We start from the raw sequence: 18,365 nt of genomic DNA, 5'->3' as shown, positions 1-18,365 counted from the left end.
CGCGAGGGGACTGGTCCCCTCGCCACCGTGACGGGCCGACGCAGTCGGCGCGGCGCAAATCCTGTGCGGGCGGCCCCGCCGCCCGTGCCTTTCAGGTCCGCCGGCCTGACACAATGTCGCCACATTCCAGCATCTCGCGGTGCACCAAATGGGACACGCTAGATGTTGAGCGCGGCATGATGTCTTTCGGCAAAGCAACTGAGACTTAACTGTTTTCTCGGCTCAGGGGCCGTGCTACGCTTCCCCCAAGCAGAAAAATCCGGACATCAAAAAAACAACCGTCCGGGGAATGAGGCAGTGATGGCAAGCGACGCTCTTCGTCGTGTCGGGCAGGCAGTCCGCACTTTTCTGGCATTCATCGTAGTGGCCCTGACGCTGGCCGGTGCGCCCGCGCTCGCCGCGCCCTACGCCGCGCTGGTGGTGGACGCGCGATCCGGACAGGTGCTGCACGAACGCAACGCCGATGCGCGGCTGCACCCTGCCTCGCTCACCAAGATGATGACGCTCTACATCGTGTTCGAGGCGGTCGAGCATGGCGAGATTTCCCTCGACAGTCTCGTGACGATCTCCCGCAATGCCTCGGCCGAGCCGCCGTCGAAAATCGGGTTCCGCGAAGGCTCGCAGGTGCGACTGCGCCACCTGATCCGCGCCGCCGCCGTCAAATCCGCGAACGACGCCGCCACCGCGCTGGGCGAAGCGATCTCGGGGTCGGAAGAGGCCTTCGCCGCCCGGATGAACCGCACCGCCAAGGCGCTGGGCATGACGCGCACGCATTTCGAGAATATGCACGGGCTGACCGCCGAAGGGCACCTGTCCACCGCGCGGGACATGACCACATTGGGGCGGCACCTGTTCTACGACTACCCGCAGTATTACAACCTGTTCTCGCGCACCTCCGCCGATGTCGGCGTCAAGACGGTGCCCAGCACCAACCGCCGGTTCCTCACGACCTATGAGGGCGCGGACGGCATCAAGACGGGCTATACCCGCGCTTCGGGGTCGAACCTGACCGCCAGCGCGCATCGCGGCAACAAGCGCATCATCGCGACGATCTTCGGCGGCACGTCCGGCCCGTCGCGCGACGCGCAGATGGCCGAGCTTCTGGACATGGGCTTCAGACAGGCGGGCAACAACGTCGCCGTGCGACCGCCGTCGAAGCCGCCCTACATGGGCAACAGCGGACTTGGGGCTTCGGCGCCGCTGGTCGCGAACAACGAGTTCGACGAGCCGGGCGGGGCGGGCAAGACGATCCGCGTCGTCGGAGCGCCGGCCAAGTCGATCCGCCCCAGACCGCGCCCCGGCATGGCCTTCGACCCCGCGACATCGGAAGCGGTCGAAGACGTGATCGCTGGCATTCTCGCGGCGCCGGATGTGGCCGAGACGGACGCGGCCACGGTGGCCGAAGCGGAGACGACGGAACCGACAGAGTCGGGCGAAACGGTCGAGGTGGCGACGGTCGCAGACCCGGCCGAAACGCTGCAGCCCGACCCCGCGATGACGCCGCAGACCGCGCCGCAAGAGGTGGCCGAGGCGGGCGTGGCGGCCGAAACCCCGCCAATCGCGCAGGACGACGCGACGCCGATCATCAATGCCTCGCTCGCCGCGCCGGAGATCGCTCCGGTCCCGCCCGCGCGGCCCGACGACATGATCCTCGTCAGCGTGGAAAGCTCGGGCGCCGCCGCCCCGGCTGCACCGGAACTGGTGACGCGCATGTCCACCTCGGGCGGGCGTCACTGGGGCATCAACGTCGGCATCTACACGACCCAATACGAGGCCGAGAAAGTGCTCCTCAGGACCGCCCTGTCGGAACTCGCGACCTTGGGCGAGGCGCTTCGAAAGGTCGGCAAGTCGCGTCAGGGGTTCAACGCAAACTTCGTGGGCATGACCAAGGAAAGCGCCGAACTCGCCTGTCGGCGGCTCTCGGTGCGCGACACGTCCTGCACGGTGATCGAGGCCGGGGCGAGCTAGGCCCGGTCCGCACCGGACCCCGCCGCACTACATCGCAGCGCCGTCCGCCGCCTTGATCTCGAACGCCGCCGCCATGAGCGCCTTGGTGTAGTCGGTCTTGGGCGCGTCGAACACCTGATCCACGTCGCCCTGCTCCACCACGTCGCCGGACTTCATGACCAGCACCTTGTGGCTGAGGGCGCGAACGACCTTCAGGTCGTGGGAAATGAACAGATAGGCGAGCTTGTACTTTTCCTGCAAACGCCGCAGCAGATCGACGATCTGCACCTGCACCGTCATATCCAAAGCCGATGTCGGCTCGTCCAGCACGACAAGGCGGGGACGCAGGATCATGGCGCGGGCGATGGCGATGCGCTGGCGTTGGCCGCCGGAAAATTCGTGCGGGTAGCGGTGCATCATCTCGGGGTTCAGCCCGACCTCGGTCATGATCTCGGCCACCATCTCGCGCTTGTTGCGCCCCGGCTCCACCCCGTGAACGGCGAGGCCCTCGGCAATGATTTCCTCGCAGGTCATGCGGGGCGAAAGCGAGCCGTAGGGGTCCTGGAACACGATCTGCATATCGCGGCGCAGGCCACGCAACTGCTTGGACTTCCACCCCTGAATGTCGTCGCCCAGGAACACCACCGGCCCCTGTGACGAGATAAGCCGCATGACGGCGAGTGCAAGCGTGGTCTTGCCGGAGCCGGATTCGCCCACGATCCCCACCGTCTCGCCCTCGCGCACCGAAAAGCTGGCGGCATTGACCGCCTTGATGTGCCCGACCGTCTTGCGCAACAGGCCGCGTTCGATCGGGAACCAAATGCGCAGATCCTTGGTGCTCGCGATCTCCTGCGCGCCTGCGGGGACGGGCAGCGGCTTGCCGGTCGCCTCGGCGGAGAGGAGTTTCCGTGTGTAAGGATGGCGCGGGTTGGCGAACAGTTCGTCGGTGCGCCCGGCCTCGACGATCTCGCCATCCTTCATCACGTTCACGCGGTCCGCGAATTTGCGGACGATGGACAGATCGTGCGTGATGAACAGAAGGCTCATTCCCTCGGACCTGATGAGGTCGGCCAGTAGGTCAAGAATCTGCGCTTGAATGGTCACGTCGAGCGCCGTGGTCGGCTCGTCCGCGATCAGCAGGTCCGGGCCGTTCGCCAGAGCCATCGCGATCATCACCCGCTGGCGTTGACCGCCCGACAACTGGTGCGGATAGCTCTTGAGCCGGCTTTCGGGGTCAGGAATGCCGACCTTGTCCAGAAGTTCGACGATCTTGTCGTGCAACGCCTGACCTTCGAGCCCCTGATGCAGCTGGATCGACTCGCGCAGCTGCTTTTCCAGCGTGTGCAGCGGGTTGAGCGAGGTCATCGGCTCCTGAAAGATGAAGCTGATGTCGTTGCCGCGCGTGCGGCGCAACTCCTTCCACGTGGCCCCGACCATCTCGCGCCCGTCATACTTGATCGACCCTTCGATCTCGGCGCTTTCGGGCAGGAGCGACACGGTGGACAGCGCCGTGACCGACTTGCCGGACCCGGACTCCCCGACCAGCGCGACCGTCTCGCCCTTCATCACGTCGAAGGACACGCCTTTGACGGCGGGCAGGAGCTGCCCGTCCTGCCGGAACGCGATCTTGAGGTTGCGGACGTCGAGCAGCTTCATTGAAAGGTCTTCCGGGGATCGAAGGCATCGCGCACGCCTTCGAAGATGAAGACGAGAAGCGACAGCAGCACCGTGAAGGTCACGAAGGAGGTGAACGCAAGCCAGGGGGCCTGAAGGTTCTGTTTCGCCTGCCGTGTGAGTTCGCCCAGCGACGGCGCGGACGAGGGCAGGCCGTAACCGAGGAAATCGAGCGCGGCGAGCGTGCCGATGGTGCCGGTGATGATGAAGGGCAGCATGGTGAGCGTGGCGACCATCGCGTTGGGCAGCATATGGCGGAACATGATGGTCCGGTTCGACACGCCGAGCGCCTTGGCGGCACGGACGTATTCGAAGTTGCGCGCCCGCAGGAACTCGGCCCGCACGACGCCGACGAGCGCGGGCCAGCCGAACAGGATCGTCACGAAGACCAAGAGCCAGAAACTTCGCCCCAGAATGGCGAACAGGATGATGATGACGTAGAGCGAGGGCGTAGAGGCCCATATTTCGAGGATGCGCTGAAAGACGAGGTCGAGCCAGCCACCGAAATAGCCCTGCACCGCGCCCGCCGCGATCCCGATGAGAGAGGTGGCGAGGGTCACGATGATGGTGAAATAGACCGAAAGCCGAAAGCCGTAGATCACCCGCGCCAGCACGTCGCGCGCGGTGTCGTCGGTGCCGAGCCAATGGTCGCCGTCGGGGGCCGAGGGCGCCGCCGTGCCGATGTCGTTGATCGTGTCGTAGCTGTAGGGGATCGGCGGCCAGAGCAGCCATCCCTTGGTGATCTGCTCACCCGCGATCTCGCCATCTTCGGCATCCGCGATGGTGCCTTCGGGGTCGTCCCAGCACAGCTCGGACCCGGCGGCGACGATCAGGCATTCGACTTCGATATCGGCATAGACCGCTTCGGTGCGGAAATCGCCGCCGAACGCCGTCTCGGGATAGAACTTGAACACCGGGGCGTGAAGCTTGCCGTTATAGGACACGAGGATGGGTTTGTCGTTCGCGATGAATTCGGCAAAGAGCGACAGGCCGAAGACGATGGCGAAAATGATGAGCGACCAGAAGGCGCGGCGATTGCGCTTGAAGTTGCGCCAGCGCCGCTGGTTCAGCGGGGACAGGAACGGGCGCTTGCGCGGGGCGACCGGGGCCGGGGCCGTTTGGGCCGGTTCACGCATGTTCGGATCGGCGCTCATCAGGCTTCCCGCTTTTCGAAGTCGATGCGCGGATCGACGAAGACATACATGAGGTCCGACAAGATGCCGATGACCAGCCCGACGAGGCCGAAGACGAAGAGCGTGCCGAAGATCACCGGATAGTCACGCGCGACGGCGGCCTCGAACCCAAGGCGGCCAAGACCGTCGAGCGAGAAGATCGTCTCGATGATGAGGGAGCCGCCGAAGAAGACCGAGATGAACAGGCCGGGAAAGCCCGCGATGACGATTAGCATCGCGTTGCGGAAGACGTGCCCGTAAAGCACGCGCCGTTCCGACACGCCCTTAGCACGCGCGGTGATGACGTACTGCTTCTTGATCTCGTCCAGAAAGCTGTTCTTGGTCAACAGCGTCAGCGTCGCGAAGCTGGCGATGGTCGAGGCGAAGACGGGCAGGGCGATGTGCCAGAAATAGTCGAGCACTTTGCCGATCAGGCTGAGGTCCTCGAAGTTGTCCGAGGTGAGGCCCCTGAGCGGGAAGATCTGCCAGTAGGTGCCGCCCGCGAACAGGACCAGAAGCAGGATCGCGAACAGAAAGCCGGGGATGGCATAGGCCACGATGATAAGGCCCGAGGTCCATGTATCGAAGGTCGATCCGTCATTCACCGCTTTGCGGATGCCTAGCGGGATCGACACGATATAGGCGATCAGCGTCGACCACAGGCCCAGCGTGATCGAGACCGGCAGTTTTTCGGCCACCAGTTCGAACACCCCGATGGATCGGAAGTAGCTCTCGCCGAAGTCGAGCCGCATGTAGTTCCAGATCATCGTGAAGAACCGTTCGACCGGCGGTTTGTCGAAGCCGAATTCGCGTTCGAGTTCCTCGATGAATTCCGGGGGCAGACCGCGTGCGCCCGCATATTCCGACGACCCTTGCGCCGAGCTTCGCGCGGTGTCGTTGGCGAATTCCCCCGCACCTCCCGAGATGGCGCCGAACACGTCGCCCTCGCCGTCGATGCGCGCGATGATCTGCTCGATCGGCCCGCCGGGGACGAATTGGGTCAGAGTGAAGTTGATGACCATGATCCCGAAGAGCGTCGGGATGATGAGCAGCAACCTGCGGAGGATATAGGCGCCCATAGGGTGGTCTTGGTCCTTGCCTTAGCGCAGGACGCCCGCGTCTTTGAGCGCCTGATGTTTCTCGGCGTCGTACCACCAGAAATCCAGATAACCCATATCGAGCGGCGGGATCGTCTCGGGTTTCCCATACATATCGAAATAGGCGACGGTATGCACGGGCTTGTACCACTGCGGCACCATGAAGCCGATGGACCGCAGCGTCCGGTCGAGCGCATGGACCGAGGTTTCGAGCGCCTTAAGCGTCTCGGCATCGACCACGGTGGGAATGATGCGGTCCACCGCCTCGTTCCTGAGACGCATCAGGTTGCGCGAACTGTCGTCGGCCGTCTTGGAGGCGAACCATTGTTCCAGCCCGATGCCCGGCTCGAACCCCATCGAAAAGCTGTGGCTGGTCATGTCGAAATCGCCCGCGCGGCGGTTCTCGACATATTGCGCCGTGTCCACGCGTTCCAGCTTGGCCTGAACGCCGAGTTGCTGAAGGTTTTCGATATAGGGGTTCAGGATGCGGTCGAAATTCGGGTCGTAAGACAGGATCTCAAGCGCCAGAACCTCGCCCGCTTCGTTGCGCCGCACGCCGTCGTCGCCGGGAATCCAGCCCGCCTCTTCCAGCAAGGCGCCCGCGGCCCGGTAGGTCCCGCGCGAGGGGCGGTTGCCGTCCGCGCTGTTGACGTGGGGCATCGCCGGTTCGTCGGTCAGGATCGAGGCGTCCAGCAGACCTTCGTCGACGAGCGGCTGAAGGATTTCCACCTCGCCCTCGGACGGAACGCCCTCGGCCGCCAGGTCTGTGCCGGGCCAGAAGGAATAGACGCGGTCGTAAAGGCCATAGAACAGCGCCTCGTTCGACCATTCGAAGTTGAACATCATGCCGATCGCGTCGCGCACGCGCTTGTCCTGCCAGACCTCGCGGTCGAGGTTGAAGATGAAGCTTTGGGCGGTGCCCACGGTGCCGTCGGGGATTTCTTCCTTGATGACGTAGCCGTCGTTCAGGTTCGGGAAGTCATAGCCGGTCGCCCAGATGAGCGAGGAATTCTCGACGCGGAAGGTGAAGGCCCCGGCCTTGAACGCCTCGAACGCGGCCTGACTGTCGGCGAAATACTCGACCCGGATGCGGTCGAAGTTGTTGCGGCCGATCTGAAGCGGGTGATCCGCGCCCCAGTAATCGGGGTTCTTCGCATAGACGATCTGCCGGTTGAAGTCTTTCGATTCAAGCACATAGGCGCCTGTCGACATGAACGGCTCTTCCGAACTGTCGTCAAGCCGGGTGCCGGTTTCCTCGAACCACGCCTTCGAGAAGACCGGGGTTCCGCCCGCAAAGCCGACCCGTTCGCGGATCGGCGCCTGATCGGTGAAGGTGAAGGTGATCGTGTGATCGTCCACGATCTCGACATCCTCGATGAAGCCCTCGACGATCCGGCGGTATTCGGTGATGCCCTGTTCGAGGAACAGGTTGAAGGAAAACAGCACGTCCTCGGCGGTCATCGGCGTGCCGTCGGCGAAGGTCACGTCATCGCGCAGGTTGAAGGTGATCCACTTCAGATCCTCGGGGTATTCCATCGTCGTGCAGAGGAAACAGTAGATGCCGTAGGGGTCGTCGGCGGTGGAGGTCAGGATCGATTCCGACCCGATCGTGGCGAGCGCGGCCGACACGCCCTTGCGCGAATAGTTGTTGAAGCTGTCGAAGGTGCCCATGGACGAGATCGAAATCTCGCCGCCCTTGGGCGCATCCGGGTTCACGTAGTCCAGATGCTCCATGTCCGGGCCATATTTGACCTCGCCGAAGTTCGAAAACGCGTGGGTCTCGATCGTGTCCTGACCGCGGGCGACGGTGGCCCCGCCAAGGATCGCGGCGCCCGACAGAAGGATCGCGGTCAGCGTCGGGAACGTCGGGGCTGCAAGTCGGGCTTGGGTGGCGGCGCGCGCGGGGCGGGGCGTCATGGCGTCTCCTCTGGTCGCTCTGGACTGGTCCGGTAGAGAAAAGGCTAAGCCCGCATCGCCCTGACATTCAAGGCGAGAATTCGTGAGATAGATTGCGGGCACATTACACGGAAACAAGAAAAAGGCCGCCCCGGTTCCCCGAGGCGGCCCTTGAATTTCCGTGTCCTGCGCGGATCAGGGGTTCGCGGCGAGATACGCGATCACGTTCGCGCGGTCTTCGATATCCTTGAGACCCGAGAAGGTCATCTTGGTGCCGCTGATGTTGCTGCGCGGGTTTTCGAGGAAGGCGTCGAGCGCCTCCGGGGTCCAGTCGCCACCGTGGCTCGCCATCGCGTCGGAGTAGCCGAAGCCGTCGACACCGGCGACGGCACGACCCACGACGCCGTCCAGATGCGGGCCGGTGCCGTTGGAACCGTCAAGCTTGTGGCAGGACTGGCACTTGTTGAACACGCGCTCGCCCGCACCGGCATCGGCGGACGCATAGACCTCTTCGAAGCTGACTTCGGCTTCTTCTTCGCCGCCTTCGCTCGATTCCTCGAGGTTCGCGATCACGTAGCCTTGGCTGTGCTCTTCGCCCTCTTCCCCGTGGCCGCCCTCGGAGGTGGCATAGAGCGCATCGGCACCCCAGCTTGCGAAAAGGAAAATCAGCAGCGCGGCGCAAACGGCGGCGCCGGCCTTGGTAAGGGTCATTGTGTCGAACATGTCGCGTTCCATCTGATGCCTGGTCTCGCGGGTGTCTACACGCTTTAACCCCGGCGTTTCAAGCGGTATGAGGCGCGACGAAATGCGACATGGTGTCTGCCGCGTCGCACGTCATGGGAAGGGGATGGGCATGACCGGCATCATAGCGTTTCAAGGCGAACCGGGCGCATATTCGCACGAGGCCTGCCAACAGGCGCGTCCCGACATGGAGGCCTTGCCCTGCGCGACCTTCGAGGATGTGATCGCCGCCGTGCGCGAAGGCCGGGCCGAGCAGGCGATGCTGCCGGTCGAAAACTCGACCTATGGCCGGGTTGCCGACATCCACCGGCTGCTGCCTGAAAGCGGGCTTCACATTCTCGACGAGGCCTTCGTCCGGGTGCGGATTTCACTGATGGGCCTGCCCGGCGCCCGGCTGCAAGACATCACGGACGTTCGGGCGCATCTGGTCCTGCTGCCGCAATCGGCGGCGTTTCTGAAGGCGCATGGCATCCGGGGGCACGCGGCGGCCGACAGCGCCGGGGCGGCGGCGGAACTGGCCGAACGCAAGGTGAAAGGCGAAGGCGTGCTCGCCTCGACTCTCGCCGCCGAGATCTATGGCCTCGACGTTTTGGCCCGCGATATCGAGGACCACGGGCACAACACCACGCGCTTCGTCATCATGGGGCGCGAGCCCGATCTCACCCGGCGCGGCGACAAGATGATGACCACCTTCGTTTTCGAAGTGCGCAACATTCCGGCCGCGCTTTACAAGGCGATGGGCGGCTTCGCGACCAACGGCGTCAACATGACCAAGCTGGAAAGCTACATGATCGACGGCTCGTTCACCGCGACCCGGTTCTATTCGGATATCGAAGGCCACCCGGAAGACGAGAACGTGAAACTCGCCCTCGAAGAGCTGGAGTATTTCACCCGCAACCTCGACGTTCTGGGCGTCTATCCCGCGGACCCGCGCCGGGACGGGTAAGCGCGCCTAGCGGCGCCCGAAGGGCCACTTGCGCCGTCCGAAAATGCGGGGGAACGGCTTTTGCTTGCGGAACGTGATCACCGGCCCGGAACTGTTGGGCGCGTCATAGACGAAATCGTTGTCGTCGAGGATGCGGAACACTTCGCGCACGCCTTCGGGGCCGAAAACGCGCGGGTGCACTTCGATGATGATCTTGCGGATGGGGCCGAAGTCGAGATGGCGGAAAAGGTCCAGCTCGCCCCCTTCGATGTCGGACACCAGCACATTGATCTTCTTTTCGCGAATGAACCGTGACGCATCCTGAACGTCGACCCGGACGGTCGTGACGTTGTTGTCCCCGGCCTTGTTGATGCCGGAACCCCAGAAAACGCTCGTCACGCCGAATTCCACATGACCGCGATCAAGCGTGTCGCGATCCGCGACGAAGGCCGCGTTGATGACCTCGACCCCCGTGACGCCGTTCTTCTCATGCGTCCGCCGGATATGCGGAATCAGCCGCGCGTCGGCTTCGACCGCCGCGAAATAGGCGGGCTTCTTGGACCCGCAGACCACGGTCGAGACGAATCCGAGCCCGGCCCCAAGCTCGAGAACGCGATCCCCGTCCTGAATGACGTTGCGCGCGAACTTCATCTCGCGGTCTTCGTAGGTGCCCTGTTCGATCTCGGAAATCACACGGGGCGACGTAATGTCATCCGCAACGCTCAGGTCTATGTTTGCGCCGCCATGTGTCACGAAATCCATGTTTTTCCACCAGTTTTGTTTTCAATGTCGAAGCGAATACCCATCGCGGACCGTAACGAAGCGATCGGGTCAAATCGAATGTCCCGTGCGCTCCCTTGCACGCCACGCTGGTGCAATTCGGGGATTGATGCAAATTCATCACGGAGGGTGAAGGCGCGGGCCGCTCAGAACCCGCGCGACTGGCACCGCTCTTCGAGGTCGGCGCAGAATTCGGCGATCCGGCGGCGATAGCGGTTCTGGATGTTGGTCTTGGCAAGCTTGGCGGATTGGATCATCAGGCGGGCCGGTATCGTGCGCGGCGTGGCCTCCATCGTGATGTTCATCCGGGTCCGGGTCCGCGACATGGCGACCAGTTCGATCACCGCTTCCACGTCCAGCCCGGCGGCGCGCATCACCAGCGTCATGCCCTCGGGCGGGTCGTATTTGGTCAGGTCGATATCCGCCTTGCGCTCGCGCCCGCGATACTCGAATTCCGCGTGCCACGACATGCCGACGCCCGGTGCCTGAAGCGTATCGGTGCGCACGATCTCGGCACCGCGGCGCATCGCGGCCCGTTCGAACCAGCCGAAATCGGCGATATTGGCGAACACCGCCTCGATCGGCGCCGCGATATCCTCGCGCGTGGTGAGTTGCATGCCTGTCCCTTTTCCCGCTCTCGCCCCGTGGCGTTGGCCCCCTTTAGTGGTGGTTCGGGGCGATTCTGAGGCAGTCAGAGCGTTCCGGCAAGCCAGTTTTTCATCAGAACCTGAGCGATGGCGCCCCTGCGCGGTCTGCGGATCGTCGGGTGCGTGCCTGCGAAGATGTCCACAAGCGCCTCGCGGCTGACCCAGTGCGCGTCCTCGATCTCGGCCGGGTCGAGCGTCATTTCGGTGTGCGTGGCTTCGGCCCAGCAGCCGATCATCAGCGAGGCCGGGAACGGCCAGGGTTGCGTCGCGAGGATGCGGGAGGGGCCGACGATGACCCCGGTCTCCTCCTGCACTTCGCGTGCGACGGCGGCAGAGACGGTTTCCCCCGGCTCCATGAAACCTGCGAGTAGGGAATACATGCCATCCGGCCAGCCCGGCGAGCGGCCCAGCAGGACCGAGTTGCCGTGGGTGACGAGCATGATGACCACCGGGTCGGTGCGCGGGAAGTGGAAGCGCCCGCAGGACGGACAGGACCGGCGCCATCCGGCCTGATCCATGTTCGATTTCTCGCCGCAGGCCGCGCAATAGCCGTGCGAGCGGTGCCATTCGAGGATGCCGCGCGCGGTCGCGGCGAGTTCGCTTTCGAACGGGGTGAGGCCGGCGAGCGCGGCCCGCAGATCGGGAAAGCGCGCATCTTCGGGCAGGTCGCCCAGCGGCGGGGCGGGCATGTCCATGCCGGGATCACCGGGTCCGCCGTCGGCGGCGTGGGAATAGGCAGGCATCGCGGAAATGTCGGCGGCGAAAAGCGGGGTGCCGTCCTGCTGCCCGAGAAAGATCCACGCCGGGTCGTGCCCGGTGATGAGCGGATGGTCGGTCGCGAGCAGTTCGAGGTGCAGATCGCCGCCGGGACCGGAAACCCCGGCCATCAGGGGCCTGCCGCGCCAGATCGGAAGCGCGCGGGCGGTGCCGGAGGACAACAGCGCGTCGGCCTCGGCCCTGCGATGCGCGGCACGGTCAAGCCCGCCGCCCCCGAATGCCAGTTCGCTCAGGTCCATCCTGTCCTCCGTCCGTTGCGTGTGAAACGGGTATGCGGGGGGCCGCCGGGTGTCAAACCCCTGCGGTCCGAGGGCTTGATCCGTGGGGCCGAGTCACCTATATCGCCCCGTGAGAGGTTGGCGCGGGCAAGTGCCTCGCCAACCCGGTCAGGTCCGGAAGGAAGCAGCCGTAACGAGTCCCGCTTGGGTCGTTGTCCAGCCTCTCACCTTATCCCCCATTTCCTCAGTATGCCTTCTGCGCGGTGAAGATCATCTGCCCCGCGTGCAGCACCTTGAGCACGTTGGCGCGGCGCCAGTCCATATCGCCGCGTTCGGCCAATGCGTCGATGGCGATGTTCAGGTTCGAGCTCTTGAACGGTCGTCCCTGCCGGGCATCGCGGTTGAAGTGCCAGAGGCCGAGCGACAGCGCGTCGATCCCACTGGCGAGGAACGTGACCTTCAGCCCCGCGTCCGCATTGATCGTCTTCCACCCGTGCGGCGAGAAGCAGAACATGCTCGCCATGTGAAACGGCTCCATGCAGGACACGCTGCCCACGAACACGCCGCCCGGTTTCAGCACACGGCGGATGTCGTGCAGGAGCGGTTCGGGATGGCGGACGTGTTCGAAGACCTGCTTGCTGAACACCATGTCGAAGGTGTTGCGGTGAAAGGGGATGCGCACGCCGTTGTATTTCCGCGACGCGCGGGCGAGGGGCCGGTCACGCCGGTCCCAGCGCCGCGCGATGTCGACGCCGTTCCATCTGAGGACGGGGTTCAGGGTTTCGAACTGGGCCTTGGTCTTGCCGAAGCCGGAGCCGAGGTCGAGCACCCGGAATTCGCCCGTGCGCGGCACGAGTGTCGCGGCATGTTCGAACGCCTCCAACTGTGCGGTCGCGTGATCCGGCACGCAGTCGCCGATCGAGGCGACAAGCTCGTCGAGATGCGGGTTCTCGGCGGTCGGGAGGTTGTCCAGAAGCGGGGTGAGGAAGTCGTTGGGTCTGTCGTTCATCCCGCGCCGGTCCGTTCGCTGTTCGTGGTCGCCCCCGGCGCGCCCTAGGCGGTGCGCACCGCCTCGATCATCCGGGCGACGTTGTCGGGGTCGGCGTCGGGCGTGATGCCGTGGCCCAAGTTGAAGATGTGCGGGCCGCCGCGCAGGGCGCGGGTGATCGCCTGTGCTTCGTCGACCAGCGCCTGACCGCCCGTCACCATGTGGCTGGAGGCGAGGTTGCCCTGCACGCAGCCGTCGGGCTGGACATGCTTCGCGACCCAGTCTGCCGAGACCGAGTTGTCGACCGCCACGCAATCGGCCCCGGTGGCCTTGTGGAAACCGATGTAACGCTCGCCTGCCTCACGCGGGAAGGCGATGATCGGCAGGCCGGGATGGCGCGCCTTGAGTTCCGCGATGATCCGTTTGGTGGGTTCGAGCGCGAAGTCGTCGAAGTCCCGCCCCTTGAGCGAGCCGGCCCAGCTGTCGAAGATCTTGACCGTTTCCGCGCCCGCCTCGACCTGTTTCGACAGGTATTCGATGGTCGCGTCTGTGATCTTGTCGATGAGCCGGGTGAAGAGGTCGCGGTTCGTGTCCTTGAGCGCGTGGGCCGGGCCCTGATCCGAGGTGCCGCGCCCCGCCACCATGTAGGTCGCGACCGTCCACGGCGCGCCCGCGAAACCGATGAGCGCGGTCTCGGCGGGCAGTTCGCGCGACAGGATGCGCACGGTTTCGTAAACGGGGCCGAGCGTGTCGTGAATGTCGTCCTTGCCGCCCAGCTTGGCGAAATCCTCTTCACCTTCGATGGTCGAAAGGCGCGGGCCTTCGCCGGTGACGAACCACAGGTCGGCGCCAAGCGCCTGCGGCACCAGCAGGATGTCGGCAAACAGGATCGCGGCGTCGAAGCCGAAGCGGCGGATCGGTTGCAGCGTCACCTCGGCGGCAAGCTCGGGGTTGTAGCACAGCGACAGGAAATCGCCCGCCTTCTCGCGCGTCGCGCGGTATTCCGGCAGGTAACGGCCCGCCTGACGCATCATCCAGATCGGGGGCGTCGGCAGGGTTTCGCCCGCCAGTGCGCGCATGAGAAGCTTGGTCATGGGTGATCCTTATCTACGGCCCCGCGTGGGTCCACCGTCTGCGGCCTCATGTCAAGCGGCGGGGGCATGGACAGGGCCATTTGCCGCGTCTAAACGAGGTCCATGACGCCAAAACTTCCCGACCCGACCAAACCGCTCAAGATCGGCACCCGTGGCTCGCCCCTGGCGCTGGCGCAGGCTTATGAAACCCGTGATCGGCTGGCGGCGGCCTTCGATCTGCCCGAAACCGCGTTTGAGATCGTGGTCATCAAAACGACCGGCGACGACCGGGCGATGATCGCGGCGGACCGGCCGCTCAAAGAGATCGGGAACAAAGGGTTGTTCACGCGCGAGATCGAGGATCAGCTTCTGAACGGTGGGATCGATCTGGCGGTCCATTCGATGAAGGACATGCCGACCGAACAGCCACCGGGCCTGACGCTCGACTGCTACCTGCCGCGCGAAGACACGCGGGATGCGTTCATCTCGCTGGGCGGCGGCGGCATTCACGGGCTGGCCGAGGGGGCCGTGGTCGGCACCTCGTCCCTGCGGCGCAAGGCCCAGCTTCTGAACCGGCGGCCTGATCTGAACGTCGTGGAGTTCCGGGGCAACGTGCAGACGCGGCTGACCAAGTTGCGCGACGGGGTTGCCGAGGCCACGTTCCTCGCCATGGCCGGGATCACCCGGCTGGGGATGCTGGACGAGGTGCCGCATGACGCCATCGCGCCCGAGGATATGCTGCCCGCCATCGCGCAGGGTGCCATCGGCATCGAACGCCGCTCGCACGACACGAATGTCGCCGACATGCTCGAAGCGATTCACCATGGCGGGACCGAGCGGCGGCTGGCGGCGGAACGCAGTTTCCTCGCCACCCTCGACGGGTCTTGCGAAACGCCGATTGCAGGTCTGGCCGAGATCGACGGCGGCACGCTGCGCCTGCGCGGGGAAATCCTGCGCACGGACGGGTCCGAGGCGCTGGCGGACGAGATCAGCGGCGCGGTCGAAGACGGGCCGGACATGGGCCGGGCATTGGCACAGAAACTGCTGTCGCGCGCCGGGCCGGATTTCTTCGACTGGAAATAGCGCGGCTATTCGACCGGGCCGAGCACCACGTCGAAGGTGCCGCTGACGGCGAGCGGATCGTTCAGGTCGATGTCCCGGCCGTAATTCTCGCTGATCCCCATCTCGCCCGCGAAGCTGCCCGAGATGGTCAGTTCCTCACCCGACACGCTTGCGGTGTCGGGGGTGATGGACAGCCCGCCAGCGTCGTCGGTGGAATAGAGCTTCACCCGCTCGTCCCCGTCGATCCGCGTCAGGCTCGCCTCCGGCGCATTCGCGCTGCCACCGGCCACTTCGAACCCAAGCGTGAGGATGCCGTAAGCTTCGCGCGTCGCGTCCGTCTCGGGCCGGGCGTAGATGTTGACGCTTGCGTAGGTTTCCGAGCCGGACCAGTCGCTTTGATCGGTCCAGAGCGTGAAGCTATGGGTTTCACCGGCGATGTCGAGCGTCAGGGTGCCCGCCTCGTCGGCGCGCACGGCACCGGCGAATGACGCGACCGCAAGCGCGCATAGGATTGTCCGAAACATGATCGCTCCCTGCAAAAGGTTCAGAGGTTCGCGATCATCCCTAACATATCCAGTGCGCCCGCGCGAAATCCGGGGTCAGGCCGGGATCACCTTGCCGGGGTTCAGGATGCCCTTGGGGTCCAGCGCGGTCTTGATCGAGCGCATCACGTCAAGCGCCACCGGGTTCTTGTGCCGTTCCATCGACCCGAGCTTGTAAAGCCCGACGCCGTGTTCGGCGGAGAACGAGCCGCGCATGTCGGCGACAAGCCCCTCCATCGCTTCGGACAGCCGGATCTTTAGGTCCGGGTCGTTGGCCTCGCTATAGGCGACGTAATGGATGTTCCCGTCGCCCAGATGCGCGACACAGGTTTCCTGTGCCTTCGGCTCGATCTTGGACAGACGGTCGCGCATGGCCGCGAAAAAGTCGCTCAGACGATCCACGGGCAGGGCGATGTCGCCCATTAGCGCGGGGGTGGTGGCGAGCGTGACTTCGGCTGCGGATTCGCGCCGCTCCCACATCGCGGCGCGCTGCGTGTCGTTCTGGGCGATCACGGCGTCCGCGATCAGGCCCTCTTCCAACGCCGCCCCCAGCACATCCTCGAAAAGCTCCGACAGCCCCGCATCGCCCGCAAGCTCGACCAGCACGTTCACCTCATGCGGCGCGTCGAAGGGCTCGCGCGCGCCCGCGATCTGGGCCAACTGCCGTTCGATATAGCTGCGCGGCATGTATTCGCAGGCTTCGACCGCGCCACCCGACGCGGCTTGCAGGCGGTTCAGGACCGTCAGCGCGGCATCCAGCGACACGGGGGCGAGCATCGCGGTGACGGTATGGGCGGGCTTGGGTGACAACTTCATCACGGCGGCGGTGATGATCCCCAGCGTGCCCTCGGCCCCGATCATCAGGTCGCGCAGGTCGTAGCCGGAGTTGTCCTTGTGCAATGCGGTCATCAGGTCCATGACCCGCCCGTCGGCGAGCACCACCTCGATCCCGAGGCATTGCGCCCGCGTGTTGCCGTAGCGCAGGACGTTCGATCCGCCCGCATTGGTCGACAGGATGCCGCCGACCATCGCGGAACCGCGCGCGCCGAAAACGACGGGAAATACGAGGCCCGCGTCATCCGCGGCGTCGCGCAGGCGGTCGAGGATCACGCCCGCTTCCACGGTCGCCGTGCGGGCCGAGGCATTGACCTCGCGCACCGCGTTCATCCGCTCGACCGACAGCATGACGGCGCCCTCGTTGAACGTGCCGCCGCTGACGCCCGTGTTGCCGGAGACGGGGACGACGACCTGACCCATCCCATACGCCAGCGCCATGAGGTCCGACACCTCCCGCGTCGAGCCGGGGCGGACGACGCAGAGCGGGGCGGAGTGATAGGCGCCGGTCGGATCGTCGACATAGCGCGCAATGTCGGACCCGGTCAGCACCTGTGCGCTGCCGACGATGGCAGCGGCCTGTTCGATGAAACCCATACTTTCCTCCCCGCACCGGGCGAGGAGGTCTCAGACCGCCTGACTGTGCCCGGCTTCGTTCATTTCGTAGGCGTCGAAGTAGCGGGCGATGATCCGGGCGAGGGGCCGCGCCTGCGGCTCGATCGTCAGGACACCGTCCGTGACGGACACCGTGCCGGGCAGAGTTTCGGCCAAGCCGCCGGCCAGCGCAACCGCCGTCGCCGGGTCGACCCCGACCTCGCGCGCGATGGCGGGCAGATCGACCGCGAAATCGCACAGGATCTGCTCGATCACCCGGCCGCGCAGGATGTCGTCACCCGTGAAGGCGTGCCCGCGCGTGACCGGAAGCTGCCCGGCGCGCACACGCTCCTGATACGCCGAGGTGGCCGGGGCGTTCTGCGCGTAACCTTGCGGATAGCGCGAGATGGACGAGGCACCGATGCCGATAAGCGCCTCGGCGCTGTCCTCGGTGTAGCCCTGAAAGTTGCGATGCATGGTGCCCGCCTTGTGGGCCTTCGACAGCCCGTCTTCGGGCCGGGCGAAATGGTCGATGCCGATTTCATCGAACCCGTTCGCCACGAAAAGGTCGCGCGAGAGGTTGAACAGCTCCAGCCGTTCCTCGGGCGAAGGCAGGGCCTCGGTCGGGATCAGGCCCTGACGCCGGGCCATCCACGGAACGTGGGCGTAACCGAAAAGCGCGATGCGGTCCGGTCCGAGCGACAGCACCTTTTTCACCGAATCCGTCATCCGGGCGTTGGTCTGGTGCGGCAGGCCGTACAGCAGATCGACGTTCAGCGATTGCACGCCCCGGGCGCGCAGCCCATCGACGGCGGCCTTGGTCACTTCGAACGTCTGCGGGCGGCCGATGACCTCCTGAATCATCGGGTCGAAGTCCTGCACGCCGAGCGAGGCACGGTTGAGGCCCGCGGCCACCAGCGCGTCCATCCGGGCATCGTCGATTTCGTTCGGGTCGATCTCGACCGAGAACTGCGCGTTCTCGCCCAGCGGCGCCGTGTCGAAAATCGCGGCGGACAGCCGTTCGATCATGCCCGGATCGAGCAGGGTCGGTGTCCCGCCGCCCCAGTGCAGATGGCTGATCGTGATGCCCGGCAGGAGGTGAGACTTCAAGGTCTCTAATTCCTGAGTGAGCGAATCAACATATGCGGCGACCGGGCTGAGTGTGCTCGTCCCCTGCGTGCGGCAGGCACAGAACCAGCACAACCTCCGGCAGAACGGAACATGAAGGTAGAGTGAGATCTGCGATCCTTGGGGAATCGCGCGAATCCAGTCGCTTACATGCGAACCACCGATGCCGCCGGCGAAGTGCGGAGCGGTCGGATAGCTCGTGTAACGGGGGACACGCGCGTCAAAAAGACCGAGTTTGCGAAGTTGCGTCAGGTTATCCATTGGCGTAGG

Annotated in this window: 16 protein-coding genes and 1 other RNA gene; 4 read left to right on the top strand and 13 right to left on the bottom strand. The window is 65.0% G+C overall.

Annotation, left to right across the window (positions count from 1 at the left end; translation table 11 throughout):
- The first annotated feature begins 300 nt into the window (after positions 1–300).
- Positions 301–1,968, top strand: a complete 1,668-nt coding sequence (locus RB2654_RS10260) for a D-alanyl-D-alanine carboxypeptidase family protein (protein ID WP_050771953.1) — start codon at positions 301–303, stop codon at positions 1,966–1,968.
- 27 nt (positions 1,969–1,995) lie between these two features.
- Here RB2654_RS10260 and RB2654_RS10255 read toward each other — a convergent pair whose 3' ends face one another.
- The 5 genes from RB2654_RS10255 to RB2654_RS10235 form a co-directional block, all read right to left on the bottom strand.
- Positions 1,996–3,603: an ABC transporter ATP-binding protein gene (locus RB2654_RS10255; protein WP_008331151.1), complete on the bottom strand. Its 1,608-nt coding sequence runs from the start codon at positions 3,601–3,603 to the stop codon at positions 1,996–1,998.
- On the bottom strand, positions 3,600–4,757 hold the full coding sequence (locus tag RB2654_RS10250; RefSeq protein WP_235889138.1) for an ABC transporter permease: 1,158 nt from the start codon (positions 4,755–4,757) through the stop codon (positions 3,600–3,602). The genes RB2654_RS10255 and RB2654_RS10250 overlap by 4 nt, the downstream gene beginning before the upstream one ends.
- A gap of 17 nt (positions 4,758–4,774) precedes the next feature.
- Complete coding sequence (locus tag RB2654_RS10245) at positions 4,775–5,872, bottom strand: microcin C ABC transporter permease YejB (RefSeq protein WP_008331147.1); 1,098 nt, start codon at positions 5,870–5,872, stop codon at positions 4,775–4,777.
- A 21-nt stretch (positions 5,873–5,893) separates the two neighbouring features.
- Positions 5,894–7,807, bottom strand: a complete 1,914-nt coding sequence (locus RB2654_RS10240; RefSeq protein ID WP_008331145.1) for an extracellular solute-binding protein — start codon at positions 7,805–7,807, stop codon at positions 5,894–5,896.
- Between the two features lie 174 nt (positions 7,808–7,981).
- Positions 7,982–8,509, bottom strand: coding sequence for a c-type cytochrome (locus tag RB2654_RS10235; protein WP_040885615.1), 528 nt, complete (start codon positions 8,507–8,509; stop codon positions 7,982–7,984).
- 130 nt (positions 8,510–8,639) lie between these two features.
- Here RB2654_RS10235 and RB2654_RS10230 point away from each other — a divergent pair, with 130 nt between their 5' ends.
- Positions 8,640–9,473, top strand: coding sequence for a prephenate dehydratase (locus RB2654_RS10230; protein ID WP_040884694.1), 834 nt, complete (start codon positions 8,640–8,642; stop codon positions 9,471–9,473).
- 6 nt (positions 9,474–9,479) lie between these two features.
- Here RB2654_RS10230 and RB2654_RS10225 read toward each other — a convergent pair whose 3' ends face one another.
- The 3 genes from RB2654_RS10225 to nudC all read right to left on the bottom strand — a co-directional run bounded on the left by RB2654_RS10225 (position 9,480) and on the right by nudC (position 11,895).
- A complete protein-coding gene (locus RB2654_RS10225) occupies positions 9,480–10,214 on the bottom strand; it encodes an FkbM family methyltransferase (RefSeq protein WP_008331139.1) in 735 nt (244 codons plus the stop codon).
- Positions 10,215–10,378: 164 nt separating this feature from the next.
- A complete protein-coding gene (locus tag RB2654_RS10220; protein WP_008331137.1) occupies positions 10,379–10,849 on the bottom strand; it encodes an SRPBCC family protein in 471 nt (156 codons plus the stop codon).
- A 74-nt stretch (positions 10,850–10,923) separates the two neighbouring features.
- Positions 10,924–11,895, bottom strand: coding sequence for an NAD(+) diphosphatase (gene nudC / locus RB2654_RS10215; RefSeq protein WP_008331134.1), 972 nt, complete (start codon positions 11,893–11,895; stop codon positions 10,924–10,926).
- A gap of 110 nt (positions 11,896–12,005) precedes the next feature.
- On the opposite strand from nudC, the gene ffs reads away from it, so the two are divergent.
- Positions 12,006–12,104, top strand: an RNA gene (gene ffs, locus RB2654_RS22880) — signal recognition particle sRNA small type.
- Between the two features lie 14 nt (positions 12,105–12,118).
- On the opposite strand, the gene RB2654_RS10210 is transcribed toward ffs, so the two are convergent.
- Together RB2654_RS10210 and hemE are read right to left on the bottom strand one after the other, a co-directional pair.
- Positions 12,119–12,883 carry a class I SAM-dependent methyltransferase gene (locus tag RB2654_RS10210; RefSeq protein WP_008331133.1) on the bottom strand — a complete coding sequence of 255 codons (765 nt, stop codon included), beginning with the start codon at positions 12,881–12,883 and terminating at the stop codon, positions 12,119–12,121.
- Positions 12,884–12,927: 44 nt separating this feature from the next.
- Positions 12,928–13,956 carry a uroporphyrinogen decarboxylase gene (hemE, locus tag RB2654_RS10205; protein ID WP_008331132.1) on the bottom strand — a complete coding sequence of 343 codons (1,029 nt, stop codon included), beginning with the start codon at positions 13,954–13,956 and terminating at the stop codon, positions 12,928–12,930.
- Positions 13,957–14,058: 102 nt separating this feature from the next.
- Here hemE and hemC point away from each other — a divergent pair, with 102 nt between their 5' ends.
- On the top strand, positions 14,059–15,018 hold the full coding sequence (gene hemC, locus RB2654_RS10200; protein ID WP_008331131.1) for a hydroxymethylbilane synthase: 960 nt from the start codon (positions 14,059–14,061) through the stop codon (positions 15,016–15,018).
- 5 nt (positions 15,019–15,023) lie between these two features.
- Here hemC and RB2654_RS10195 read toward each other — a convergent pair whose 3' ends face one another.
- The 3 genes from RB2654_RS10195 to hemN all read right to left on the bottom strand — a co-directional run bounded on the left by RB2654_RS10195 (position 15,024) and on the right by hemN (position 18,356).
- The gene (locus RB2654_RS10195) at positions 15,024–15,521 is read right to left on the bottom strand and encodes a hypothetical protein (RefSeq protein ID WP_008331130.1); all 498 of its coding nucleotides are present in this window, start codon (positions 15,519–15,521) and stop codon (positions 15,024–15,026) included.
- Positions 15,522–15,596: 75 nt separating this feature from the next.
- Positions 15,597–16,970, bottom strand: coding sequence for an FAD-binding oxidoreductase (locus tag RB2654_RS10190; protein ID WP_008331129.1), 1,374 nt, complete (start codon positions 16,968–16,970; stop codon positions 15,597–15,599).
- A 30-nt stretch (positions 16,971–17,000) separates the two neighbouring features.
- The gene (gene hemN / locus RB2654_RS10185; protein WP_008331128.1) at positions 17,001–18,356 is read right to left on the bottom strand and encodes an oxygen-independent coproporphyrinogen III oxidase; all 1,356 of its coding nucleotides are present in this window, start codon (positions 18,354–18,356) and stop codon (positions 17,001–17,003) included.
- Positions 18,357–18,365: the final 9 nt, after the last annotated feature.

This window comes from Maritimibacter alkaliphilus HTCC2654, from assembly GCF_000152805.1.
Classification (GTDB): domain Bacteria; phylum Pseudomonadota; class Alphaproteobacteria; order Rhodobacterales; family Rhodobacteraceae; genus Maritimibacter; species Maritimibacter alkaliphilus.
The sequence above is the reverse complement of the archived record's forward strand: the minus strand, read 5'-3'. Positions and strand labels throughout refer to the sequence as shown.